Origin of the sequence: uncultured Brachyspira sp. (assembly GCF_944388875.1) — a bacterium.
Lineage (GTDB): Bacteria > Spirochaetota > Brachyspiria > Brachyspirales > Brachyspiraceae > Brachyspira.
In genome coordinates this window covers 1-6,449 of the sequence record NZ_CALXKQ010000045.1, presented here as the reverse complement: position 1 = coordinate 6,449, position 6,449 = coordinate 1, and the positions used below count along the sequence as shown (strand labels likewise).

5 protein-coding genes are annotated in these 6,449 nt (G+C 25.9%); 1 reads left to right on the top strand and 4 read right to left on the bottom strand.

Annotated elements, in window-relative coordinates:
• Nucleotides 1-146: 146 nt before the first annotated feature.
• A complete protein-coding gene (locus tag Q0J69_RS14075; protein ID WP_297208555.1) occupies nt 147-1,394 on the bottom strand; it encodes a hypothetical protein in 1,248 nt (415 codons plus the stop codon).
• Nucleotides 1,395-1,498: 104 nt separating this feature from the next.
• Nucleotides 1,499-1,876, bottom strand: a complete 378-nt coding sequence (locus Q0J69_RS14070; protein ID WP_297208554.1) for a PepSY-like domain-containing protein — start codon at nt 1,874-1,876, stop codon at nt 1,499-1,501.
• Between the two features lie 870 nt (nt 1,877-2,746).
• Here Q0J69_RS14070 and Q0J69_RS14065 point away from each other — a divergent pair.
• Nucleotides 2,747-3,604, top strand: coding sequence for a flagellin (locus Q0J69_RS14065; protein WP_297208553.1), 858 nt, complete (start codon nt 2,747-2,749; stop codon nt 3,602-3,604).
• A gap of 464 nt (nt 3,605-4,068) precedes the next feature.
• On the opposite strand, the gene Q0J69_RS14060 is transcribed toward Q0J69_RS14065, so the two are convergent.
• Both Q0J69_RS14060 and Q0J69_RS14055 read right to left on the bottom strand, forming a co-directional pair.
• Nucleotides 4,069-4,905 (bottom strand): hypothetical protein, encoded by an 837-nt coding sequence (locus tag Q0J69_RS14060; RefSeq protein ID WP_297208552.1) that lies wholly within the window; start codon nt 4,903-4,905, stop codon nt 4,069-4,071.
• A 9-nt stretch (nt 4,906-4,914) separates the two neighbouring features.
• Nucleotides 4,915-6,108 carry a colicin lysis protein gene (locus Q0J69_RS14055; protein ID WP_297208551.1) on the bottom strand — a complete coding sequence of 398 codons (1,194 nt, stop codon included), beginning with the start codon at nt 6,106-6,108 and terminating at the stop codon, nt 4,915-4,917.
• Nucleotides 6,109-6,449: the final 341 nt, after the last annotated feature.

The following is a 6,449-nucleotide window of genomic DNA, read 5'->3' as shown; positions in this document are numbered from 1 at the left end:
ATCTTTATTCACCGCACGCAGAGTAAAATTAAAAATATGAATCTATATGCTATTAAAATTTTGTTATATTAAAAAATTTTGTTTACCGTGCGTTAATAAAATTTTAAATCTGATAATAACTTGGGTTGGTATAAGTAAAAAATATTTTATTCTAAACCATATATTTTAAAAAATTCACTTAGAATTGTGTGCATTATTATTCTTTTTTTATCATAGTCCAAATTTCTTGTGAGTTCTATTCCAAATGCTTCGATATTTTTTTTAGCAGCGTAAAATGTTATTGTAGTTGGCATCGGATAATACATTTGTCTGAATTTAAACTTCATAGGTTCTATTCTTGAGTTTATGTTATTCAACACTTTCACAACCTTATCATCTAATTTTCTAGTATCATATATAATAGAATCTCCAAAGAACTCTTTAAATCCGTTTCCTTCATGCAATGTTAGTACAACATCAATATCATATTCATCAAGCATATTCATATATTCTTTGGCTAATTTATCAGTATCAGTTCTGTTCACTTTTTTATCGAAAAATCTATTGTTAATATCCTGTCCTTCTATAGCTCTTGTATTTAATCTATATGCTTCAGGTACGGCAATAGGTACAACTGTTAAACTTCCATTTTTTATAGGCATATTAAGTCTTTCCATAGCTACATCAGTTCCTACTCTTTCATTTCCATGCGGCACTATTAAAAATATATTAGGACCTTTTTGAGGATGAACTATCCTGTATATAGTTGTTTCATTTTTTGTGCCTTCCATGATTTTGAAACTGTATCTGTCTATATCCTCATTTAAATGACTTGCAACTTCACCTTCTAATTGTCTTGATACACTTTCTATTAAACTTTTTTCATTTGCTGTCGTTCTGTATGGACCGTTCATAATGGGTATTATGGAAGTTTTATGATGAGGCTCTAAATAATAGCTCATTCCTATAGACATTTCAGGAATAATTTTTACAGCGTTGTCATAAGTTATTACTGAAACTTCACTGTCATAAGATACTACAGCAAAAGATTTTCCTTTAAAGCTGTATGTTTTTTCATCTTTAGTTATTTTTATTTGTATGTCATCATTATGTTTAGTTTTTATATACATATATCCTAAGTCCAATGTAAATATATTATTTTCGTATGTTAGTTTCGAATTTGGCATAAGCATAATAGATTTCTCTCCATTATCTATTACTATATATGATGACTCTTTTGTAGATATAGAAAAATAATCATTAGGGAAACTTTTTTTTAAATCTATATCAGAATACTCTTCATTAACGATAACAGAAGCTTCTCCCTGTCTTGATATAACTTTGAAATTATTTGCTAATATTATATTATTAATGATAAATAATAATATTAAAAGAATATATATATTAAACTTCATATAAAAACCATAAAACAAAAAATACTGCTATCATTGTCGTTTTAATATATAAATTCTTTAATAAAAAAAATATCTTAAAAGATACACTATTTCAAACTAAAAACTTATGCCAATAATTCCCCATTATTTCTTATGCGTAATTCTAAAGAGTTGCTTAATTTTATTTTATAAAATTCTATTCTTTTGTTAATCTCAAATATGTAAGCATTATTATATTTTTTCATTATACTTTTTACTCTATTTGCTATACTTTTTGGAAGTATATTTTCTGATAATTTGTCATCACTGCTTATATAATTCCAAGCACCATTTTTATCGAAATTTATATATATTCCATTGCTTAATTTGATTTCGTATTCATCTTTTCTTTTATCTATATAAACTATCTTTGCTTTGCTGTAATTAGCAGAAATAAATCTTCTAATATTTTCTGGTAATTGGCTAGGTGTTATCTTTATAAAAAGTTTTAAGCTGTTAGTCATAGTGTATCTCCTTTTATCAGGGTGTATGTAAAATCTCTTTACAATTATTATTATAGCATATTACAGACTTTGTGCAATATTTATTTACAATTATTTTACATAAAATTTACAAAATATATATTTTTATTATCATGTATACTACTTATAATACATATTTGATGATTAAATTAAAAATAATGTAAAATTTTATTTACATTAAGTCTAAAAATAGTATGTAAATATCAATATTTATCTTTTTTAGTAAATTTTATGTAAAATGCTTATTAATTTATCTTATAAAACAATATTTATAAGGAGTTTATTGGTTAATAAATAAGTTTTTATTATATTAGTATTAGGATTATAAATATAGTATTTTATATGCTGCAATAAATTATTATTATGTATATGGCTGGTATGTTTTTCTCGATAGGACTATACAGCACTCGGATTATTGATACCCTATGCCTAATTCCAGTTCATACAATTATAAATAAAATGAGTTTTGAAAGAAGTATATTATAATTTTATATAAAAAATTGAAAAAACATAAATATAACGTATAAAATGTATCGTAAATATAATATTATATATTTTTTTGTTTAAAAAAGAGAAAAAAGTACTAAATAAAATTAAACTTTATGCCGAGAGGGTCGAAAATTAATGTATAGCAAATGAGAGTTCAAGTATTTGGCGGTCTCGAACTCCCTGTTTGCTTAGTTGATACCATATAATTAAATGTATTTATTGGCGTAAATACATATAGGATTTAATGGTATTTTGGCAACTTTATATAGCTACTTGGATTGTCGGAATACCTTAAATTCTCTTTAATATTTTTTGCCAATTAGGCACGGATGCCTTTTTGAATAAATATCATGGAGGATGACGATGATCATCAATAATAACATTAGTGCTATAAATGCACAACGTACTTTAAAATTCAGAAATGTAGACCTATCTAAAGATATGGCTGCTCTTTCTTCTGGATTAAGAATCAACAGAGCAGGCGATGATGCTTCAGGACTTGCTGTATCTGAAAAAATGCGTACACAAATTCGCGGTTTACGTCAAGCTGAAAGAAATACTCAAGATGGTATATCTTTCATTCAAACTACTGAAGGATATCTTCAAGAAAGCCAAGATATCTTACAAAGAATTCGTGAATTAGCTGTACAATCTGCTAACGGTATTTATACTGATGCTGACAGAATGCTTATTCAAGTTGAAGTATCTCAATTAGTAGATGAGGTTAACCGTATTGCTAGCCAAGCTCAATTCAATACTCTTAACATGTTAACTGGAAGATTCTCTAACCCTAATGAAGGCGGAGCTCCTGTTGCTTCTATGTGGTTTCATATGGGTGCCAATATGGATGAAAGAAGAAGAATCTATATAGGTACTATGACTGCTGCTGCTTTAGGATTACAAACTGCTGAAGGTACTGGCGTTTCTATTTCTTCTATAGATAAAGCTAATACTGCTATAGGATTAGTTGATGAAGCTTTAATGAAAGTTTCTAAACAAAGATCTAATCTTGGTGCTTATCAGAACAGATTAGAGCTTACTGCTCAAGGCTTGATGATCGCTTATGAGAACACTGCAGCTTCTGAAAGTAGAATAAGAGATACTGATATGGCTGAGGCTTCTGTTAAATTTGCTAAAGACCAAATTTTAAGTCAGACTAACTTGGCTATGTTGGCTCAAGCTAATACTATGACTCAAGGCGTTTTACGTTTGGTACAATGATTTAGTACGTTTATAGCATACTAATTTAAAAATAGCTGGTCTCATTTTTATAATGGGACTGGCTATTTTTTTGTTTTATGGCTTTTTCTAAATCCCGCCCTCTATATATTTTTATCTAATTACATTTATATACTCCTATTTTCTTAAATAAATTAAAAAGAAAAAGCATGCCCGCCCAAGTTTTAATTAAATTTATAATATATTTAACACACGGTAAATGAAATTTAAAGAATGATAAAATTTGAATTATAATTAAATTTGTATTTTTAGTTTTATTCTGCGTGCGGTAATAGAATAATAAATTTAAAAAAACTTGGGTGGGTACTAAAATTTCTTATTAAGTGATAAGGATAATAAAGTTAAAATGTCTAAATTAAATAATAAAATATAAAGGGTGGCTTAGAATAAAATTAAAAACCGCCATGATATATTTACTATCACAACGGTTTTTATTAAATATTGAATTATTCTAAAGCTCTAAAAGAAACACCCAATGTAAAACCAAAATCCAAATTGGAATAATCATATTTATGATATATATCACCTTTAAAAAGTCCTATAGTCGGAGGTATAGTTTGCTGCGGTGTATATTCATTTAATATAGAAACATCATACTGCATACCAAAGTTATAACTTAAATATGCTCCAAGTACAAAATCCATTTCAGCATTATCCATTTTATAAGGCTTGAATGCATATTCGGCAGTTATCTTTATATACGGAGCAACAGGAACTTTAAATAGTTTTTTTATATCATAGTAACTTAATTTATTTTTTGATGGAATAACTAATGAATTATTATCATATTCTATATTATTAGAAGTTCCTAAGCCTGCTATAGGAATAAGCAATCCTCCCCCTATTCCTATAGAGAAGTTATTAAAAACTATTTTTTCTAATACTCCTAAAACTAAACTATAAAGAATAACTCTATCAGTATAAATATAGTTATTAATTCCGCTTTTACCTTCATATTTTGTGCTTATTATATAAGGACTATATCCTATTTCTAAAAGGGAAGTTAAGCCTGTAACAATATTATTATTAATATTATTTTTTACACCTAATTGAAAAATAGCTTCAAAATCTAAAAAGATATCGCCTTTTATAGTATCATAATATGCACTGTATATTCCAAATTGATAATAAGATTTATCTGATTTTTTTAATCCCACATCTGTTTTAGTGAAAATTTTTGAACCGCCTATGTTCATAAATATACCAATTTCTGGAGAAAGACTCATTGAATATAAAATATTAATATTAAATAAAATTAATATAGCAGATAATAAAAATTTCATAACTATTCCTTAATTTATTTGCAAAGTAAATTTATTTCCCATTCTTCCAAAAATTTTTATATTATTTTTAAACACAAAATCTAAAACCACATTATTAAGATTATCTGGAGTTTTATTTATCTTATCTATATTTAATGTCATAAAATTACTTTCACCTGCTTTTAAATCTATTGTTTGGTAAATACTCTTATCATGGCTTTCTATAACTCCTGATGTACCATTTAATGAAAATTTATAATAAGCATTTATTAATGAAATAGGATCTCCATAATTTCCATCCATTTTTACAAAAACTTCTAATTCATTATTAGAGTTTTTAGCACCCGAATGAACAGGATTCAATGTCAATCTTGCCTTATTTTGTATATTGGCAGTAACTGATTTTCTCATATTTATCTCTCCCGTATCATAATCTATTGTAAATGTAGTATTATTATCTATTTTTTTATCGTTATATAAAATATCAAAAGTAGAAATTTCAGGATATGGACCATCATTTATTTCTGGTGGAACAGATGGTTTTGATACTATTGCTCCTATAGTTAATACTGCAGCTGTTACTACTAATGCTGTAACGAATGTGGCTACTGTTGTAGCTGTTACTGCGGCGACTGCTGCTATTATTCCAAAAATAAGAAAGAAAAATCTTCCTTTAGGCTGATTATTACTATCCTGAACATAATTATTAATAGCATCCCATATTTTTAAACTTATAATTAGAGTTTTAGCCTGATAATTTTCTTTTGAATCTAAAGAAGAAATATTATTATAATTATATATATCATCAGATAATTTAATATTATAAAAAACTTCTTCCATACCATTCATACTCCATAATACATCAAATGCCCCATTAACATGATCTGAAGCTGTACCTCTAATTAAATTATCATCTTTAGAAAAAGAAATATGATCTGGAAATTCTTTATTATCTTTATATACCATAGCAACAGATATATTATTTTGTTCATCAGTTATTATAGCAGTATATTCGTTTTCTCCTGTTTTTTTTGAGATTAAAGAAAAATTTTCTGCTACATCTTTTGTTTTCATAAGAATATTGTCAGTTTTATTTTCTGAAATTTGATATTGATCATCTAAATATGAAAACGAAATTTCAGTTTTTTTAATACTTGAAGAAGGAGCAGTAACATTGTTATTTTTAGCACATCCCCAAAAATTGACAATTGTCAAAAACACCATAAATAAATAATTTTTTTCATTTTGTAACCTCTTAAATAATATTTTGTAAAAAAGTACTATGATATTTATTTTATGTCAATATTTATTTGCTATAAAAATATATTTATGTATAAAAAAAGTATAAAAATATATTTTAATAGTTTGATTTTTCAATATATAGTTACTTTTTTGTTATTATTTATGAAATTGTATTTTATATTTATCTGAAAGATTAATTATAATATATATTAGGCTTTGATTAGATTTAACGCACGGTAAACAAAATTTTTTAATATAATAAAATTTGAATAGCATATAGATTCATATTTTTTAATTTTATTCTGCGTGCGGTGAATAAAGAC